This window comes from Streptomyces sp. NPDC051636 (genome assembly GCF_044453765.1).
Lineage (GTDB): Bacteria > Actinomycetota > Actinomycetes > Streptomycetales > Streptomycetaceae > Streptomyces.
The window spans coordinates 1-16725 of the sequence record NZ_JBITDA010000045.1 but is presented as its reverse complement, the minus strand read 5'-3'; the positions used below and the strand labels follow the sequence as shown (position 1 = coordinate 16725).

Below are 16725 nucleotides of genomic sequence, written 5' to 3'. Positions count from 1 at the left end.
CTCTGCTTTGCACGCGCCGTGGTCATGGGGCGGCCAGGTGCTGAGTGCCTGGGGCAGCCGGGTGCGGTTCTGTTCCCCGGCCCTCGTGTCACGCACAGTGCTGAGCAGGCTGGCGGTTGACGTTGACGTCTAGTGCTGGATTCCTCTTTCCGTGGGTATATGTCCTGGTGGCGGGGTGGTTCGGGTGCTCGGGGGCGGGTGCTGGACGGTGGTGCTGTGGGCGCGGCCTGGCCGTGACGAGAACGAGAAGAGAGTGATCCGCCGACTGGCGCGGGCGCGCAAGGCGCCCCGGGATCTGGTGACACGGGCCCAGATCATCGAGTTGAGCTGGTCCGGGGCGCGGGTGCCGACCATCGCCATCGAGTTGGGCTGCGGCCAGAAGACGGTGCGGCGCTGGCTGCACCGCTTCAACCGCTCCGGGCTGGAGGGGCTGGAGGATCTCGGCGGGCAGGGCCGCAAGCGGCGGATCACCGAGGCCGAACGGTCCCGGATCATCGGCCTGGTCAGGCAGGTTCCGCCCGGGAGGCTGAAGGTACAGCCCGGCGGGGACCTGTCGGCTGCGGACGAGGCCGGGCCGGCTGAGTGGACGCTGGATTCCCTGGCCGCCCAGGCCCGGCAGCTGGGAATCGAGGTCGGCCGCTCCCAGGTCCGCAGGATCCTGATCGCCGAGGGCGTGCGCTGGCGCCGCACCCGCTCCTGGACCCGCTCGAAGGACCCAGACTTCGTGGGAAAAGGACGCGGATCATCGGCCTCTACACCCAGCCACCCGAGGGCGCGACGGTCATCTGCGCCGACGAGCTTGGGCCGGTGATCCCCCGAGCCTTCCCGCCCGCACCGGGCTGGTCGCCGGACGGGCACCGGATCAAGTCCGAGATCGACTACAGCCGCGGGCCGGAGAAGACCTGGATCTACGGCGCCTTACGTGTCCGCGACGGCCAGCAGATCACCATGGCGGCGTCCTCCCGCAACAGCGTCTTCTACCAGCAGTTCCTGCAACAAGTCGAGGACGCCAACCCGGTCGGTGAGATCTGGATCGTCACCGACAACCTGTCTTCCCACAACAGCCTGTCCACCCGGACCTGGCTGGAAGACCACCCCCGCATCCGCCACGCGTTCATCCCGGTGGGCGCGTGCTGGCTGAACCTGCAGGAAGGCTGGTGGCGGATCTTCCGCAAGACCGCCCTGGCCGGGCGGTCCTTCGCCAACCCCGACGACATCACCCAGGCCACAGCCGTGGCCACCGCCCAGCTCAACGCCCGCGCCCGCCCATGGATCTGGGGCAGACCAGCCCCGCCCACCCGCCAACTACGACGCCGATATGTGTACATCCAATGAGGAATCCAGCACTAGTAGGACTCCGTTAGGTCTGTCTCGCGGTCCTGTTTGGGGGCATGTTGGGTGTGTGGACGCACTTGAAGTGAACCGTGCTCGGGCGAAGTTGGCGTTATTCGTGGCTGACGTGTTCGCGTCGGTGCCACGCAAGGATCAGCGGGCGAAGGGCGACTGCTACCTGCGGGGGCTGATGCTGGACGGGCGGCGTAAGTCGATCCAGCCGATGGCGGAGCGGCTGCCGGACGGCAACGAGCAGAACCTGCAGCAGTTCGTGAACCAGTCGACCTGGGATCCGCTGCCGGTGCGGCGGCGGATCGCACAGCGGATGGTGCCGCAGATCGGCCCGGATGCCTGGGCGGTCGATGACGTGTCGTTTCCCAAGGACGGGAAGATGTCGGTGGCGGTCGCGCGCCAGTACTGCGGGGCGCTGGGCAAGCAGGCCAACTGCCAGGTCGCGGTGAGCGTGCACGCGGTCTCCGACACCGCGTCCTGTCCGCTGCAGTGGCGGTTGTTCGTGCCCCAGGAGTGGGCGCACGATGCGCCACGGCGGCAGAAGACCGGGATACCGCCAGAGGCCGGGCACCGGGAGAAGTGGCGCCTGGCCCTGGACACGATTGATGAGCTGGCCGGGTGGAATCTGGTTTTGCCGGTGGTGGTGGCCGATGCCGGCTACGGGCAGAACGCCGACTTCCTCGACGGCCTGAGCGAGCGGGGCATCACATATGTCGTGGCGGTCCGTTCGGACGTGAGCGTCCACCCGCACGACGCGCAGCCCACCGCCCCTGCATGGTCCGGAAACGGCCGCAGGCCGCAGCCCCGCTACCGGCACAAGCCGTCCCCGGTGGCCGCGCTGGCGGCAGGCCTGGGGCTGCAGGCGTTCACCGAGGTGACCTGGCGGGAAGGCTCCCGCGGGCCGATGCGCTCGCGCTTTGCAGTCCTGAGGGTGCGGCCGGCCGGGGTGCGGGCCCGCCGTCTGGCCCAGGCCGCCGCCATGGCCGAACACGGCCACTGGGACGGTGTCCTGCCCGAGGTGACGCTGCTGGTCGAATGGCCCGAGGCTGCCCAGGAACCCACCGGCTACTGGCTGTCCAGCCTGCCCGCCGACACCCCTGTGGCCGAACTGGTCCGTCTGGCCAAGATCCGCTGGCGCATCGAGCACGACTACCGGGAACTCAAGCACGGCCTCGGCCTGGACCACTTCGAGGGACGCTCCTGGAACGGCTGGCATCACCACGTCACCCTGGTCACCGCCGCCCACGCGTTCCTCACCGAACAGCGCCTGGCCCCAAAAGCCGCTACAGCGGACTCACCTTCTACCAGATCCTCGACGCCATCCAAGACCTGCTGAACTGCTGGACTGGCACCTGAGGCGGTTGCGGACGAGCGTTTCCAGGCGGTCGAGGGCGACGACGGCGAGGTTGGCCAGGCTGCGTTTGACGTGTGCCCACACGGCCTCGACCGGGTTGAGGTCGGGTGAGTGGGCGGGCAGCAGGAACACCGTCAGCCATGCACGCTCAGCGATCAACTCACGCATGGCGTGGGAGACGTGCGTGTTGAGCCGGTCCCACACCAGCACGATCGGCGCTTTGAGGAGCTGGTGGGTGCCGTCGACCAGCGCGATGAAGTCCCGCTCTCCCATGCTGCGGCGCTTGCCTTTGCCCGCGGGATGGGTGCGCAGGCGGTGACACAGCCTGGTGCGGGAGCCGGGCCGCATCGCGATCAGTCCGGCCACCGACAGCCGGCCCGAGCGTCGCCCGCTGACGGTCACGACCGGTGTGCGGCCGCGCCGGCCCCAGGTGCGTCCTTTGGGCGGCCGCCGGGTGAAGCCCGCTTCGTCCTCGAAGCAGATGGAGCCTCCGCAGGCCGCCCGGGCTCTTTTACCTCGGCCCAGGTCGCCTCCTTCCATGCAGCCACGGCCTGCTCGTCGCGTTCGGCCACCCGCCTCGCGGGCACCTGCGGGCTGAAGCCCAGCCGGTGCATCAGCCTCGTGGCCCCCGAGACGCTGTACGAGACGTGGAACTTCCTGCCGATCAGCGTGGCGACCCGCGCCGCGGTCCACACTTGATCCTCCACCCAGCCGTGCGCGGCCGGACCCTGCTCGAGATACGCGGCCAGCTTCTCCAGGCAGCGTGGGGACAGAGGGCATCGCGATCCGCTCGGGCCACGGGAGGCCAGTGCCTGCGCACCGCCGTCCCGCCACAGCTGGTGCCACTGGTAGGCCGACTTCCGGCTCACCCGCAGCCGCCGTGCGACCTCTATCGGCTTGATCTCCTGCTCGAACAGCTCGGCCGCCTGCATCCGTACCGCTTCCCGGCGCCGCCGTCCCGCAGCAGACAGCCCGCCCCCATCCCCATACCTCACACACCACGAGATACAGCCACCGCGCCAGGCGCATCAGGGACTTCGAACGAGTTCACCCTGACGAGCCGAAGTCAGTAACGAGAATGTCGAGGCCGCCGAATGCCGCAGCCGCTTCATCCACGGCTCCCGCCACCGCGGCGGCGTCGGCACTGTCGGCCCTGACCGCCAGCCCCCGACGGCCCACCGCCTCGATCTGCTCGACCACCATGGCCGCACTCTGTTTGTCGCGCTCATAGGTCAGCACCACATCGGCACCTTCCTGGGCCAACCTCAACGCCACCGCCGCGCCGATACCGCGGCTTCCGCCGGTGACCAGAGCTACTTTGCCTTCGATCTTGTTCATGGCAAACAGCATGTTCGCGGGCAAGCACAGTGTCTGGCGGTAATCCGCCGTGGCGTTCGATCACTCCCATTGGCCTCGTCCGGCCCGTCCTCCCAAAAGCATCACCGGCACCCAGTCAGCACCGACACGCACGAGGATTCCGCGCTGCACACCAGCACTTTCGTCGGCCCCCCGAAGAGGCTCCCGGCGACACCTGCGTCAACCCCCGAAGGACTTCCGGAGTCGACCACTGAGCCTTTACTGGTGCGGCCGACCTGGCGGCCTGCTCGATCTTCGCGCAGTAGGCTGCACGGGCTTCCTCGTCGATCTGCTTCTCGAGTTGGGCGCGCAACCCGGTCCGGCCGTCGAGGCCCACGCGTCAGGATATCGGCGTGCCCGGCATGCCGGATGGACGTGCTCTCCGTCGATGCCGACCGGGAGGGTGTCCGTGTCGGCTTCGACGACGACTTCCCTGGCGCTCAGCCGGAGAAGTCCCCCGGAGCGCGGGCCGCGCACCAGTCGGGCCGCCTGAGCGGTGTTACCGACCCGCACGCACACCACGCCGAGCAGGCCCGAGTCGAGCCGTTCTCTGCGGCCCGGATGGGCCGCGTCGACGGCACGTCCGTAGGGGTTGTTGCTGACGAGGAGCGCCTGAAGTCCGTCGACGTACGTTCCGTCGGCCCGCGACCGCAGCCTGGGCGCGTCCTCGCCCGTGAGGAGGCCGGGGAGGGTGCGCAGGGCCGTGCGGGCCTTGGCGTCCCGGTACGCGGGGTCGGTGACGATGGACGCGTATGTGCCGAACGAGGCGTTGTTGACGAAGACGCGGTCCGCGGCGTACGCGAGGTCGATGCGGAGTTCGACGCCGTCGGTCAGGGCTTCCAGGGCGGCCGCCGGATCGTCACGGTCGAGGCCGAGGTCGAGGGCGAAGTGGTTGCGGGTACCGGCGGGAATCAACACGAACGGCAGGTCGTGGCGCGCCGCGACCTCGGCCACCAGCGCCTGGGTGCCGTCGCCGCCCGCCACCGCCATGAGATCGGCTCCCTCGGCAACGGCCTGCTGGGCCAGTTCGGTGACGTCCTGGTGCCGGTCCGCGTCGAGCAGGACCACACGGCAGCCCGCAGCTGGAGCTTGTTGGGGCCCAGGGGGTCGGTCTCCGGCCAGGCGGGCGTCGGCACGCCGGTAGACCACCGCCATGTACGGGAGCCAGAAGAGGGGCACGAGCCGAGCATGCCCGTTGATCATGCTGTCCCGCCGGGGATCCCCAAGATCCCCGACAGAGTCAAGCTGAGTGCCTGTGAACAAACTGATCGTTAGGGGCGCTTAGTAGTGCGGGCCAGCCTTCGCGTCATCAACATGATCACCGACCACTTGACCATGGCTTCGTGGTGCTCGGACAACCGCTCATAGTCGCGTACGCAGCGACGCCGCTGGAAGATCCACGACAACGTGCGCTCTACCACCCACCGTCTCGCCGGACCACCCCCGACCCGCCGTGCCACGGACCGACGACCGACTCCCGACGGGCACGCCCGAGTTCGGACACCACCTTGAAGAAGCCCCCACCACGCAAAGATCCCGTCCGATCAGAATCGATCGGACGGGATCTCGTGACCACTTACGAGTCTGACTCGTGAGTGATCAGGGCCCTGAACGCGGCGGGACTCGTGGCCGGTGACGCCGGCGGCGGGGTGGCCCGGCCGTGGTGAGGTCTGCGGGTGTTGTCGTATTGGGCGTAGGCAGCGTGAATCGAGGTCGCCATCGAGCCGAGCGGGTCAATCGCGATCGCCCAGCATGCAACGGCAGGTGACGGCGACCAGATCGTCGACGAGGGTCGGCGGCGCTTCACCGGCGAGGAGGTGGCGGCGGCCGGCCGCGTAGGGCACGTCCACCACCGCGAAGGTCACCCGCTGGACATGCTCCGGATCCGCGCTTCCGTACCGGCGCGACGCGTAGTCGCGCAGTGCGTCGAAGACGGCCGCGTTGACCGTGGCGACCTCGTCGCCGAGTTCGGCCGGCCAACGGGCTGCCAGGTCCTCACGGCGGTAGAGCAGCAGTACGCGTGCCTCGTCGAGATGCCCACGCGCCCATGTGTTCACGTGCAGCGCCGCGCGCAGGGCCGCCTCGTCCAGATCGTCGCTCGCGAGGGCCTGCAGAAACCCCGACTGGAACCGTCGCACTGTTCGCAGCCACAGCTTCGCCAGGAGTAGGTCGCGGGAGTCGAACCGGTGGTAGACCGAGCCCACCGGTGCCCCGAGGGCCTCGGCGACAGCTGCGACCGTCGCCGCGTCGGGCCCTTCGGCGGAGACCAACCGCAGTGCGGCGTCCAGGAACTGATCTTCGGTGAACTTCGACGGGCGACCCATGCCACCAATTATAGGCGACATGTTCTAGAATGCAGATTCTAGAACTCTCCCTCGCTTACAGGAGGCGCAGAGACACCATGCCCACTCCGCCGACACCGACGAAGCCCGATCGAGACGACCTCCGCACCCGAGCCCTCGCAGTGGCCGGCGCACTGAGCCTGGCCGTCGGCGTACTGCACCTCGCGCTGCCGTTCTACGGCGGCGCCGGATTCCGCTACTTCGGCGCCGGCGAATACCTCGCCCGCCTGGCGGACCATCAGTCGCCGATCCCGACCGTGACCGTGGTCGGCATAGCCGCGCTGCTCGCCGTCGCGGCGGCATACGCGTGGTCGGCGGCCGGGCTGCTCCGCCCGTTGCCCAGACTCGCGCCGGCACTGACGGTGATCACCGCGATGTATCTGCTCCGCGGGCTCGCCCTGATCCCCGAGATCCCGACCAGAGCACTCTCCCCCACGTCCCTTCCACTGCGAGAGCTCGCCTTCTCCGGCTTCGCGCTGACAACCGGACTGCTCCATCTCGCAGGACTTCACGCCGCCCCGTCGCTGCTGCCCGCACGGATACGCCGACGGCTCACCCCTGGAAAGCCACCCGTCTGCCCGGGCCGAGTGCCACGGCCGACAGACGCCGGCCAGATCCCACCATTTCTGGAGACCCTCATGCCCGACACCAGCACCGCGACCTCCCGCCGATGGCCGCTATGGACGGCGGCCACCATCGCCGCGGCGATCGCCGCACTCCACCTGTTCGGCGGCACCCCGGAGTTCGTCGGCCCCCTGGTCCGCGCGAACCTCGACGCCCCGGTCAAACAACTCTTCCGCGTGCTCTGGCACCTATGCACCCTGCTACTGGCCTCGCTCCCCGTGGCTCTGGCCTGGGCCGCACGTGCCGACCGCCGAACCGCGCGGCCGGTTCTGGCTTATGTCTGGTTCATCGCCGCCGCGTTCACCGGCGTGTTCTTCGCCATCAACCTGGACGCCTTCGGCGCGGCGGTCTTCACCCTGCCGCAATGGACCTTGTTCATCCCGCTCCTCATACTGATCCCGCTGGCCACCTGAGTGTCCGTGAACAAGCTGGTCCACAGCCTTCGGCGGGGTGGGCCGGTTCAGCGATAACCGCATGTAGAAGCAGGGCCTCTTGGTAGTCCAGGGGTGACGAAACCTCCGGACGCACAAGAGGCTCTGCCATGCCGTTGTACCCCCTGTCCGCGCCTGCCGTCATCCCATCGACGGAATCGTCCTGTTCCTGCGTGGCCTGCCGCTGGGAGCACGGAAGGCGCCACCCGGTCCGGCCCCACAGCTACACCTCCGACACGACCGACGCACAGTGGCAGGTCATCGCGGCGGTGATGCCGTGGCCGGCCTGGCTGGACGGAAACGGCGGGCGACCCGAGGAGTACTGCCGTCGGCTGATCGTCGACGCGATCTTCTACGTCGCCGACAACGGCTGCAAGTGGCGCAACCTGCCCTGCGACTTCCCGCCCTGGCGCACCGTCCATGCGATCTTCACCCGGTGGTGGCAGGACAGCGACGTCCACGCGATCCACAACGACCTGCGCGACCAGGTGCGGCGCAACGAGGGGCGGGACGCGGACCCCACCGCCGCGATCATCGACTCACAGTCGGTACGGGCCGCAGAGACCGTCGGCACGCAGAGCAGGGGATACGACGCGGGGAAACGAGTGGCAGGGCGGAAACGCCACGTGATCGTGGACACGGTCGGCCTCCTCCTGGTCGTCATGGTGACCACCGCGAGCGTGCAGGACCGCGATGGCGCTCGACCTGCGCTGTTGCACCTACGGGACCTCTTCGAGTCGATCCGCCTGGTCTGGGCCGACGGCGGATACGCCGGGAAACTCGTCGACTGGGCCAGGGAGAAACTCCAGCTCACGCTTGAGATCGTCAAGCGCAGCGACGACGCCAAGGGCTTCGTGGTGCTACCGAGACGGTGGGTGGTAGAGCGCACGTTGTCGTGGATCTTCCAGCGGCGTCGCTGCGTACGCGACTACGAGCGGTTGCCCGAGCACCACGAAGCCATGGTCAAGTGGTCCATGATCACGTTGATGGCGCGAAGGCTGGCCCGCACTACCAAGCGCCCCTAACGATCAGTTTGTTCACAGGCACTGAGATCGAAGCCGCCAAGCGCATCGTCTGCGCCGAAGGTGTCCTGGCCGCTCACAAAACCGGAGATCTGCAGGAGCTCGCCGTCGAAAATGGTCGCTGCGGACGACGGCGACGGAGGCTGTCCCCGTGACGCGGCTGAGAGTTGGCAGCGGCCCTGGGGTGAGAAGTACCCCGGATCGTCACCGAACACGTTCCTCCCGGCAACGCCGCGGGCGGCCATTCGACCCCAGCCTCGGCCGCCCGGTCGAACCTCGGGGTGCTCTACCCGCTGCCGCCCCGGTCGCGATGATCGCGCACGCGTGACATGCCTCTCCTTGCCCCGTCCTTGTCACGCTGGCTCAATTTCGGTGCACCCACTCCTACTTGGGAGCTCTGCCCTACAGTGCCAACACGCCAGGACGGACCGGGCGGACCGTACGGAGGTGCTTCTCATGTCGGACAGCGGAACGGCGCAGGCGCCACCCTCGATGCGCGACGCGGCGCAGAGGCTCGGCCTCGGCACCCGCATGGGGCTGGTGGCCGACTCCCCGAATTCCCTCCCCTGGGGGGCCCTGATCGGGCTGTCGCTCCTGAGCGTGATTCTGCTGACCGTGGCGGTGACCTTCGCCGTCGACGACCAGCGGACGGTGGGCGCCTGGTATCACTCACTGCCGCTGCTGATCCTGGCGATGGTCCCCCCGGTGATCCTCGCGTGGATCTTGGTCTCGCGGTCGCGCAACCGGATGAGCCGGACGTGGATCGCCTGGCACGAGGGCGGGGTGGTCTATCACAAACAGGGCTTCGGGATCCACGCGTATGCGTGGGATCGGATCGCGTCCGTCGTCCGGCACGACGTCAAGGTCGTCGAGGGCCTCGTCAGTACCACGACGCACCAGTTGCACGTGCGGGCGGCCGACGGTCTGTCGTTCACCGTGAACGACGACTTCGCCGGAATGGTGCCCTTCGCGGAGGGCCTGACGGATGCCTTCAGCGGTGCCCGGGTGCCGCAGGACGCCGCCCGTCTGGAGGCCGGCGAGTGCCTGCAATTCGGCTCCCTGGACATGACGCTGGACGGTGTGGGGCAGGAGGACAGGCACATCGGCTGGGGCGAGGTGGAGCGGATCGACGTCAAGCACAGCCGCGTGCAGATCCACCGCCGGGGCCAGCTCAGGTCATGGCTCACGGTGCCTGCGCCCGGCTTCCCGAACCTGATGGTCTTCCTGACTCTCGCCGACGCGTTGAGGCGCTCGGCCTCCGACAGATGAGAGCCCGTGGGGTCGGCGCATGACATGGGCACCGTCCCGGCTGGTGTCAGGGCCGGCGGTGGTGGCCGCCGTGCGACAGCGCCCTGACGTCGGTGGAGTCGACGACCGAGCGGGACCGGTCCAGCTTCGATGCCGCGTCGAGTAGCGGTCGATGGGGGCGGGCCGCGGTTGTGCCGGGGGTGTGGTGGGCCGTCGTGTTCTGTGCCATTCGGCTGTCGTCTCTCGTTGCGTCCTCCGGCTCTCCACCAGGACCGCGCGCGCCGCGCGTGCCATGACCGTTTGCGGCAGGCGGGAGAGCAGTACACCGCCGGACGAGCAGTTTCAGAAGCTGCTGAAGGGCTCGGGCGAGTAGCGATGGGGCGGGGCGTTCCCACTCACGTCCACGCCGAAGCCGGCCTGTCCGCCCTGCTGGAGGCCCGTCCCGCCGGCCTGACCATCGTCCAGCTGATGGCGGCCACCGAGCGCACCCGCGCTCAGGTCCACACCGGGCTCGCGCACCTGCGCATGGTGGCCACGGCGAAGGGGCTTCCGACGGTGACCTGGGACAAGACGTGGGGATACCGGATGCTGGACGACGCGCCGGAGGTCTGGATCGGTTACAAGCGGGCGTTCTTCGAGTCCGTCCACCACCGGGTGGAGAACTTCATCGCCGGGATCCTCCTGCCGCACCAGAAGAAGAAGCCTGACGACCCCTACATCCGCACGGTCATGGCACAGATGGGCGCGATCGAGTCCACCCTGTACCTCCTCGCCAACCTGGATTGAACATGGGAAGGCAACGGGCCACGACCGCCCCGCAGTTGGCCCTTCTTCAGGTCGCGGCCCGACACCCCGTCATGCCGCTGCCCCGCTACCGCTACCCCTCCGACACCAGCGACCTCGAATGGGCCCTCCTGGAACGGCTCACGGACGCGCAGCGGGACCAGGTCGTGGGCGCGGTCAAGGATCCTACCCAGAACATCTTCGTCGCCTCGGAGTACCTTGCCCAGCTCAAGGCAGAGAGCGGCTTCGCCGATGTACCCCCGGAACAGATGACTCGCGAGCAGATGCAGGAGCTTGCCGCCCGCTACAACGGCGGCCCCTATTACCAGGACCCAAACGCCCAGGCATATGGTCGAGGCTTCGACCGGAAGCTGGACGATGCCAAGGAGGCCCTGCGGTGAGCCGCTACGCCCACCCTTCGACTTCCCAGACACCGGCAGGCAAGGGACCGAGCACTCTGGTCCGGATCGGCTCTGCGACATGCGGACTGGTTCTGACCCTGGGGCATATACTGGCGCTCTACGTCACATTTATCGCGTACATGGCCAGGCCCGCTGGCCCCTGGGACAGCGAGACTGTCGCCCACTCGAACTTCGCCTCTGGTCTGGCTTTGGTCCTGTCCGTCATCACGGCGTTGCTGACGTGGGTGTTCGTCAAGGCGGCGTGGCTACGCAAGTGGTGGTACGCCATCCCAACGGTGCTCGCTGTCAGCGCGCTGCTTCGGCTGACCCTGCTGGCACCCGAGCTCTGACCACTCCCTCAGGAGCTGTTGTCTTTCCGGACATGATCGCTGCGTTTCCGCTGGTCGGGCATGGGATCGGTGATTCGGTGGGAGTGGTGGCCTGTCGGGTTGTCGTTTCCCGGGAGGTCGCGGATGCCGTCGGAGGTCGGACTGCTGGAACAGCACGAGCTGGCTGCCCGTCGTCGAGTCGACGGGCTGCGTGAGGAGGCCGACCGCATCCCATGCCGAGCTGGCCTGGTCCCGCCACGCGCTCGAGCTGCTGCCGGGCGGCCACTTCTGCCTGCTGGACCACTGGGCGGCCATCGCCGACCTCGTACGGTCATCGAGAGCGGCCAGCGTCTCCTTGGCCGCTCGTTCCTCGGCGAGCCGCTCGTCGACGACCTTCTCTCCACCGGACAGCGCCCGCCGCGCGAAGGGGTGGACGACCTCCTCCTCGGCGGTCTCGTGCACGGCCAGCAGGCGCACGAGACGCCGGAAGGCGTCGCGTCGCTCCTCACCAGTCGACGCCTCGACCTCGTCGAAGAGGTTGCGGATGTCCCCGTGCTGGCGCATCAACAATGCCACCACGTCGTCGTCGCGGGCCAGGTCGTATCCGGCCTGCGGGGTCTGCAGATCGCTCATCGCGGCCGCCTCACTTCTCGCGCATGGCGGGGTCGGGGTGCTCGCCCTCGGACTCGATGCGGTACTCGCGGCCGAACATCTCGTCGTGGTCGGCCATGACCCGCTCGCTGGGCGGCTCCTCACTGCTGTGGATGTTCTCCTGCATCTTCTCGAACCGCTCGTGCTGCTCGCGCACATAGCCGGCGCCCAGTGTGGTCAGGTCCATCTGCGTGTCCAGCAGTTCGCGCAGATACTGCTTGTTCGGCTCGAACGTCAGCACGTTCGGCAGCTCGGGCGCCAGCACCGACTCCGGGTCGCGCCCGTCGTGCCGGCGCATCAGGTCACAGGCGATGTGCAGGTGCTCCAGCTCCATGTTCAGGTGCAGCTCCCAAATGGCCTTGACCCTCGGGTCGCTCTCCTGCTCCAGGAAGGAGTAGTAGAGATAACACTCGTTGTACTCGTGGTTGACGAGCTGCTCCCACCACGTCTCGCCCGGGTCGACCAGCGACTCGTAGTGGGTGACGTGCTCCTCCTCGATGAGCCCGATCTCCTGGTACAGCTGACGGGCGATCGGCTCCATGTAGTGGGGCCCGTGTTCATGTAGAAGTTCATGGTCTGCTGCTCCGCCGACATGATCGTCAGCGCGTGCAGCTTCGACAGCGGGTTCGTCTCGCCCTTGGCGTACGGATCGCGGACGTTGTCCACCGGGTTGCGGTGGTGGTACTTCGTCGGCCGACCGGGCATGACCTCGGTCAGCCCCTCGACGATCGACTCCGCCTTGCGGTGCTCGATCATCTCGTACAGGTTGGCGTACCGGTACAGGTGGTCGAAGTCCTCCAGGACACCGAACTGGTACGCCTGCTTCAGGTACGGGTCGGGCTCCATCCGCGCCACCCACGCCGTCAGGTCCACCGCGACCTGCTCGTAGGCGATGGTCTTCTCCAGCACCGACGACACCCCCGGCAACAGCCAGTTCACCACCTTCTGCTGCTGCGCCTCGATGTAACGCGTGCAGGCCAGGTGCCGTTTGATCTCGGGATCGACGGTGTTGCGGGCGAGCTGGTGGCTGAACATGATCGCCTCTACCTCGATCCCGTTCATCGTGATGATGCGACACCGGGTGTACGGGTCGCAGTGGTCTGGATCGATGGGCTGCACGTTCAGCTCACGCCAGTTGCGCAGCTGGCGGTCCAGCGGGATGCCTCGCTGTTCCAGGGGGTTGAACGTCATGGGGGGTGCTCCTCTTGACCAGGTGGGCGAAGTACCCCCGTCGCCGCATGGCAGTCCGCAAGCGCAGGGTGCCCGAAGCCATATTTCGGCCGTTCGGATGCTTCCGCGACCGCCCACGCCCGCAGGGCGGGACGAGTCCTCCCTTCGAGTGCGTGGAGGGACTGTTCGGAGGCACTCGCGCCGCCGGGAGCAGTGGCCGGTGTTATTTCCGGAACTCCGGCGGTGCGGCCGACCGGGTGCAGCGGGTATGCCGACACTGCGCTTCTGTGGCCGGACGCCGCGGACACGACGCGCGCCCACGGCTGCAGCGTGTGCGTCCCCGGCCGAGAACGTGCGCCGACGCCTCATCTTGATCAGCTCCGTTCGCGGGTCATCCCGGTGAGAAACCTATGCATCACCGGGTGTGCGCCCGACACACGTGGATGCACACCCAGGCGTCGCGTTGTTCACAGCGCGTCAGCGTGCGGTTCTCGGGTGTTTACGCGACCTTGATACCTGAATGCCCACTTCTATGGATGAAGGACCCGATGGCTGCTGAGACTGCACCGGTCACGCTGGTACCGGTCGAGGGGCGGCGCAGCAGGGGCCGCATGGTCGTCTCCTGGCTGACGACGACCGATCACAAGAAGATCGGTCACCTCTATCTGATGACGTCGTTCGCGTTCTTCTTGATCGGCGGGTTGCTGGCGATGGCGATCAGGGCGGAGCTGGCGCGGCCGGGGCTGCAGTTCTTGTCCCAGGAGCAGTACAACCAGTCGTTCACCATGCACGGCACGATCATGCTGCTGCTGTTCGCGACGCCGACGTTCGCCGGATTCGCCAACGCGATCATGCCGCTGCAGATCGGCTCGCCCGACGTCGCCTTCCCCCGGCTGAACATGTTCTCGTACTGGCTGTTCCTGTTCGGCGGGCTGATCGCGATGTCCGGCTTCCTCACCCCGCAGGGCGCCGCCGACTTCGGCTGGACCGCCTACACCCCGCTCAGCGGCGGCGAGCGCACCACCTACCTCGGCGGCGACCTGTGGATCATGGGGCTGGCCCTGGCCGGGTTTGGCACGATCCTGGGTGCGGTCAACTTCATCTCCACGATCATCTGCATGCGCGCCCCCGGCATGACCATGTTCCGGATGCCGATCTTCACCTGGAACGTGCTGCTGACCTCAGTGCTGGTGCTCTTCGCCTTCCCCGTCCTGGCGGCCGCCCTGTTCGCGCTGGAGGCGGACCGCAAGTTCGGCGCCCACATCTTCGACCCCGAGAACGGCGGGGCGGTCCTGTGGCAGCACCTGTTCTGGTTCTTCGGCCATCCCGAGGTCTACATCCTCGCGCTGCCCTTCTTCGGCGTGATCACCGAGATCATCCCGGTCTTCTCCCGCAAGCCGATCTTCGGCTACATGGGACTGGTCGGCGCCACCATCTCCATCGCCGGGCTGTCGGTGACGGTGTGGGCCCATCACATGTTCGCCACGCAGGCGGTGCTGCTGCCGTTCTTCTCCTTCATGACCTTCCTGATCGCCGTGCCGACCGGAGTGAAGTTCTTCAACTGGATCGGCACGATGTGGAAAGGCTCGATCTCGTTCGAGCCCCCGATGCTGTGGGCGGCCGGCTTCCTGGTCACCTTCCTCTTCGGCGGCCTGACCGGCATCATCCTCGCCTCCCCGCCCATGGACTTTCACGTGACCGACAGCTACTTCGTCGTCGCCCACTTCCACTACGTGCTGTTCGGCACGATCGTCTTCGCCATGTTCGGCGGCTTCAGCTTCTGGTGGCCCAAGATGACGGGCACGATGCTGGACCACCGGCTGGAGAAGATCCACTTCTGGACCCTCTTCGTCGGCTTCCACACCACCTTCCTAATCCAGCACTGGCTCGGCGCGGAAGGGATGCCCCGCCGCTACGCCGACTACCTCGCCGCCGACGGCTTCACCGCCCTCAACACCGTCTCCTCCATCGGCGCCTTCCTCCTCGGTCTGTCCACCCTGCCCTTCCTCTACAACGTCTGGAAGACCGCCAAGGTCGGCAAGCGCATCGAAGTCGACGACCCCTGGGGTTACGGTCGCTCCCTGGAATGGGCCACTTCCTGTCCTCCGCCCCGCCACAACTTCACCACCCTCCCGCGCATCCGCTCCGAGTCGCCGGCCTCCGATCTTCACCATCCGGACCTGGCCGAGGTGGAGCACCACGAGAACGTCGGCAGGCGCGACGCCGTGGACGCCGACAGCCACAAGGGCGAACCGACGTGATCTCCGGCCGTGCCCCGGGGCCGCAGGAGGGGCAGGCCGCCAGGCTGGCCAACGAGGTCGAGGGCTACCTCCTCCTCCACGCCGAACGAGACCAGGCCAAGCACGAAGCCCAGAGTCTGTGCGCCCGCCTGCCCTGGCTCACCACCGCCCAAGCTGACGACGTGACGCGCCACTACATCGAGCAACGCCTCACCCTCACCACACAAGCACTGCAGATCACCGCGAACCGAGCCGACCGACTGCGCGCGCAATACGAGGCCCGCTACAGCGCGCTGCGCCATACCCTGCTGAAACGGCACGCCGCATGCGCCTGCTTCGTGCTCGCCGTCGCCAGCACGGCCGGCACCAGCATGTACGTGCTCATGCACTGAGGCCTGCCCCTGCCGGCCCCATCGTCGAGTCCGCAGTAGGAGCCAGCGCCCCATGGCGCGCTCTCTCCGCATGCTGATCAACGAGCCCCGGCGCGCCGGCCCCGGCCTTCCCTATCGCGCAGGTACTGAGATGGTCAGGGCGGCGAATGCGGGGGACCCGGAAGTGCCGGACCTCGAGGAGCCGCCGTGAGCAGCCTTGAGCACCATGTTGAGTCCCATCGCGCGCGACAGACCACCGAGGGGAGCGACGCAGCCTCCAAGGAGAAGCAGCACGTGCGTCCGAAAGGGACGACCGCATCGGCCGCAAACGCCACCGTGGCGCTGGAGGGATCTGCGCGTAACGGGGGCCTGTCATGATCCTCTCGATCAGCGGACAGGATCCGGTCCAGCTCGGGGGTCAGGGCAGCATTCTGGTACGCCAGCGACGCGATCACGCGGAACTCGACGCGATGATGAACCGCTACAGGGATGCGGGCGCCACGCCCGAGGAACAGCGCGAGCTGTGGAAGAACATCGTCCGGCTGGTGTTCAGCCACGCCTTCGCCGAGGAGACCGTCCTGTGGCCCGTCCTGCGCCGCATCAGTGCCGACGGACCCGACCTCACCGCACGGGTCGAGCAGGAACATCAGGACATCAACGAGCTGCTCGCTCAGGTCGAAAAGTCACCGGACGACGCCCGCCGCTCCGAGTGGATCCTGCGGTCGTTCACCTTGATCTCGCAGGACATCCGCGACGAAGAGGACGAGCTGCTGCCGCGGATGCGCGAAGCCCTCAGCGACCGCCGCCTGCGTCAGATCGGCGCGGCCTGGGAAGCGGTACGCGCCACCGCGCCCACCCACCCCCATCCTGCAGTGTCACGGCGCCCACCCGGCAACGCGCTCAGCGGCTTGCCGCTCAGCGCATTCGACCGGCTGCGTGACCTCATTCCAATCACCGCCCCTACTAGGGCTTGGTCAGGTTTGTATTGCCGTGGTTATGTCGCGGTGGCAGGTGGGGCAGGCGCCGGCCCAGAGGGCGAGGAGTGTCTGCAGTTCGCGG

16 protein-coding genes and 4 pseudogenes are annotated in these 16725 nt (G+C 67.8%); 11 read left to right on the top strand and 9 right to left on the bottom strand.

What is annotated here, in order from left to right:
• The first annotated feature begins 253 nt into the window (after positions 1–253).
• The 3 genes from ACIBBH_RS39820 to ACIBBH_RS39810 all read left to right on the top strand — a co-directional run bounded on the left by ACIBBH_RS39820 (position 254) and on the right by ACIBBH_RS39810 (position 2680).
• Complete coding sequence (locus tag ACIBBH_RS39820; protein ID WP_399413464.1) at positions 254–811, top strand: helix-turn-helix domain-containing protein; 558 nt, start codon at positions 254–256, stop codon at positions 809–811.
• Positions 808–1335, top strand: a complete 528-nt coding sequence (locus ACIBBH_RS39815) for a transposase (protein WP_399413462.1) — start codon at positions 808–810, stop codon at positions 1333–1335. Before ACIBBH_RS39820 ends, ACIBBH_RS39815 begins: the two co-directional genes overlap by 4 nt.
• A gap of 67 nt (positions 1336–1402) precedes the next feature.
• Entirely contained in the window at positions 1403–2680 is a 1278-nt protein-coding gene (locus ACIBBH_RS39810; protein WP_399413460.1) for an IS701 family transposase, read from the top strand.
• On the opposite strand, the gene ACIBBH_RS39805 is transcribed toward ACIBBH_RS39810, so the two are convergent.
• The 6 genes and pseudogenes from ACIBBH_RS39805 to ACIBBH_RS39780 form a co-directional block, all read right to left on the bottom strand.
• Positions 2639–3181, bottom strand: a complete 543-nt coding sequence (locus tag ACIBBH_RS39805; RefSeq protein ID WP_399413508.1) for a transposase — start codon at positions 3179–3181, stop codon at positions 2639–2641. The genes ACIBBH_RS39810 and ACIBBH_RS39805 overlap by 42 nt on opposite strands.
• The gene (locus ACIBBH_RS39800; protein WP_399413506.1) at positions 3097–3669 is read right to left on the bottom strand and encodes a winged helix-turn-helix domain-containing protein; all 573 of its coding nucleotides are present in this window, start codon (positions 3667–3669) and stop codon (positions 3097–3099) included. Before ACIBBH_RS39800 ends, ACIBBH_RS39805 begins: the two co-directional genes overlap by 85 nt.
• An 88-nt stretch (positions 3670–3757) precedes the next feature.
• Positions 3758–4036, bottom strand: a pseudogene (locus ACIBBH_RS39795) (SDR family NAD(P)-dependent oxidoreductase); the annotation flags it as partial.
• A gap of 232 nt (positions 4037–4268) precedes the next feature.
• Positions 4269–4428: pseudogene (locus tag ACIBBH_RS39790) on the bottom strand (type I restriction endonuclease subunit M); the annotation flags it as partial.
• Positions 4427–5149, bottom strand: a pseudogene (locus ACIBBH_RS39785) (diacylglycerol/lipid kinase family protein); the annotation flags it as partial. The pseudogenes ACIBBH_RS39785 and ACIBBH_RS39790, both read right to left, overlap by 2 nt.
• Before the next feature lie 638 nt (positions 5150–5787).
• Positions 5788–6378 carry a TetR/AcrR family transcriptional regulator gene (locus tag ACIBBH_RS39780; protein ID WP_399413458.1) on the bottom strand — a complete coding sequence of 197 codons (591 nt, stop codon included), beginning with the start codon at positions 6376–6378 and terminating at the stop codon, positions 5788–5790.
• 77 nt (positions 6379–6455) lie between these two features.
• On the opposite strand from ACIBBH_RS39780, the gene ACIBBH_RS39775 reads away from it, so the two are divergent.
• The 3 genes from ACIBBH_RS39775 to ACIBBH_RS39765 all read left to right on the top strand — a co-directional run bounded on the left by ACIBBH_RS39775 (position 6456) and on the right by ACIBBH_RS39765 (position 9742).
• A complete protein-coding gene (locus ACIBBH_RS39775; RefSeq protein WP_399413456.1) occupies positions 6456–7433 on the top strand; it encodes a hypothetical protein in 978 nt (325 codons plus the stop codon).
• A gap of 191 nt (positions 7434–7624) precedes the next feature.
• Positions 7625–8476, top strand: a complete 852-nt coding sequence (locus ACIBBH_RS39770) for an IS5 family transposase (RefSeq protein WP_399413454.1) — start codon at positions 7625–7627, stop codon at positions 8474–8476.
• A gap of 453 nt (positions 8477–8929) precedes the next feature.
• Complete coding sequence (locus ACIBBH_RS39765) at positions 8930–9742, top strand: DUF6585 family protein (RefSeq protein WP_399413452.1); 813 nt, start codon at positions 8930–8932, stop codon at positions 9740–9742.
• A gap of 46 nt (positions 9743–9788) precedes the next feature.
• On the opposite strand, the gene ACIBBH_RS39760 is transcribed toward ACIBBH_RS39765, so the two are convergent.
• On the bottom strand, positions 9789–9950 hold the full coding sequence (locus ACIBBH_RS39760) for a hypothetical protein (RefSeq protein WP_399413450.1): 162 nt from the start codon (positions 9948–9950) through the stop codon (positions 9789–9791).
• A 146-nt stretch (positions 9951–10096) separates the two neighbouring features.
• Between ACIBBH_RS39760 and ACIBBH_RS39755 the strand changes: the two genes are divergently transcribed.
• The gene (locus tag ACIBBH_RS39755; protein WP_399413449.1) at positions 10097–10507 is read left to right on the top strand and encodes a RacP protein; all 411 of its coding nucleotides are present in this window, start codon (positions 10097–10099) and stop codon (positions 10505–10507) included.
• Between the two features lie 2 nt (positions 10508–10509).
• Positions 10510–10905, top strand: a complete 396-nt coding sequence (locus tag ACIBBH_RS39750; protein WP_399413447.1) for a hypothetical protein — start codon at positions 10510–10512, stop codon at positions 10903–10905.
• Between the two features lie 266 nt (positions 10906–11171).
• Here the strand turns inward: ACIBBH_RS39750 and ACIBBH_RS39745 are convergent, their stop codons facing one another.
• Entirely contained in the window at positions 11172–11867 is a 696-nt protein-coding gene (locus ACIBBH_RS39745; RefSeq protein ID WP_399413445.1) for a hemerythrin domain-containing protein, read from the bottom strand.
• Between the two features lie 10 nt (positions 11868–11877).
• Positions 11878–13076 (bottom strand): annotated as a pseudogene (locus ACIBBH_RS39740) (hypothetical protein).
• Positions 13077–13666: 590 nt separating this feature from the next.
• On the opposite strand from ACIBBH_RS39740, the gene ctaD reads away from it, so the two are divergent.
• The 3 genes from ctaD to ACIBBH_RS39725 all read left to right on the top strand — a co-directional run.
• A complete protein-coding gene (gene ctaD, locus ACIBBH_RS39735; RefSeq protein WP_399413504.1) occupies positions 13667–15316 on the top strand; it encodes a cytochrome c oxidase subunit I in 1650 nt (549 codons plus the stop codon).
• On the top strand, positions 15313–15687 hold the full coding sequence (locus tag ACIBBH_RS39730; protein ID WP_399413443.1) for a hypothetical protein: 375 nt from the start codon (positions 15313–15315) through the stop codon (positions 15685–15687). The genes ctaD and ACIBBH_RS39730 overlap by 4 nt, the downstream gene beginning before the upstream one ends.
• Positions 15688–16040: 353 nt before the next feature.
• A partial coding sequence (locus tag ACIBBH_RS39725) for a hemerythrin domain-containing protein (protein WP_399413441.1) occupies positions 16041–16725 on the top strand: 685 nt, incomplete at its 3' end.